Raw genomic sequence first — 1,512 nt, 5'->3', positions numbered from 1 at the left:
CCAGCAGCCTGTTGCACAGGCCCGCCACCATGCATCCGACGCACCCGTCTTGAGGTCCTCACCCGCAGCATCGACCTGGACGCCGCGCCGGCCGACACCGCCGACGCCTACCTCCGGCTGCATCTGCTCTCCCACCGCCTCGTCACCCCCAATTCGCTGAACATGGACGGCATTTTCGGGCAGCTGCCCAACGTGGTCTGGACCAACTTCGGCCCGTGCGCCGTGGACGATTTCGAAGCGGTCCGCCGCCGGCTGCGCCGCCGCGGCCAGGTGACCGTCTTCGGCGTGGACAAGTTTCCGCGCATGGTGGACTACGTGGTTCCCACCGGTGTGCGGATTGCCGAGGCCGACCGGGTCCGCCTCGGCGCGCACCTGGCCGCCGGCACCACGGTGATGCACGAAGGCTTCGTTAACTTTAACGCCGGCACGCTGGGCACTTCCATGGTGGAGGGCCGCATTTCCGCCGGAGTCATTGTGGCGGACGGGTCCGACGTCGGCGGCGGCGCCTCGATCATGGGCACGCTCTCCGGCGGGGGGAAGGAACGGATCAGCATCGGCGAGCGCGTGCTGCTGGGCGCCAACTCGGGTGTCGGCATCAGCATCGGCGACGACTGCGTGGTCGAGGCCGGCCTCTATGTGACCGCCGGAACCCGGGTCAGCCTGATCGACGTTGCCACCGGGGACCACCGCCAGGTCAAGGCCGTGGAACTCTCCGGCCTGCCCAACCTCCTCTTCCGCCGCAACTCCACCAGCGGCGCAGTGGAAGTCCTGCCGCGCAAGGGCCAGAGCGTGGAGCTCAACGCGGTCCTGCACGCCAACTAGCAGTCCCGGACGGCACCGCCATGTCCCGGCAAGCCCGTGCACGCAGGACACGCAGCCTGCTCAGCCTGATCGTCCTGCTGGCCCTGGTCGGCGGTGCCGCCTACTTCGCCGCCACCTTCATTGACCGTTCCCAAACCCTGGTCCGCGAGCGGTGCACCGCCGTCGTCGGTTCGGACACCTACGAACTGGCACCGGACCAGGCCGCGAACGCCGCGCTCATCTCGGGGATTGCCGTCGGGCGCGGGCTGCCCGCACGCGCCGCGTCGATCGCCCTGGCGACGGCCATCCAGGAGTCGAAGCTGCGCAACATCGATTACGGCGACACGGCCGGTCCCGACTCCCGGGGGCTGTTCCAGCAGCGGCCGTCCCAGGGCTGGGGCACCGAGGAACAAGTGCAGGACCCGGTGTATGCGGCCAACAAGTTCTACGAGGTGCTCGAACAGGTCCCGGGCTACGAGTCCATGCCGGTGACCGACGCAGCCCAGACCGTCCAGCGCAGCGCCTATCCGCTGGCGTACGCGGACCATGAGGCCGAGGCCGAGGCCAAGGCCTTCGCCTCGGCGCTGACCGGGCACTCGCCCGCCGCCCTGAACTGCGTGCTCAAGGATGCCGAGGCAGCCGGCGACCCCGCTGCGGTCCTGGCGCAGCTGGAGGCCGTGCATCCCGGCCTGGACATGGCCGTCGCCGGCC

General features: G+C 69.9%; 2 protein-coding genes. Both read left to right on the top strand.

Features of this window, described 5'->3' with window-relative positions; all coding sequences use genetic code 11:
- Positions 1 to 822: 2,3,4,5-tetrahydropyridine-2,6-dicarboxylate N-succinyltransferase (gene dapD, locus AC5RUJ_RS16200; RefSeq protein ID WP_494156237.1), on the top strand; the 822-nt coding region annotated here is incomplete at its 5' end.
- A 20-nt stretch (positions 823 to 842) separates the two neighbouring features.
- Positions 843 to 1,512: hypothetical protein (locus tag AC5RUJ_RS16195; protein WP_494156236.1), on the top strand; the 670-nt coding region annotated here is incomplete at its 3' end.

This window comes from Arthrobacter sp. Y3223164 (assembly GCF_059091005.1).
The sequence above is the reverse complement of the archived record's forward strand: the minus strand, read 5'-3'. Positions and strand labels throughout refer to the sequence as shown.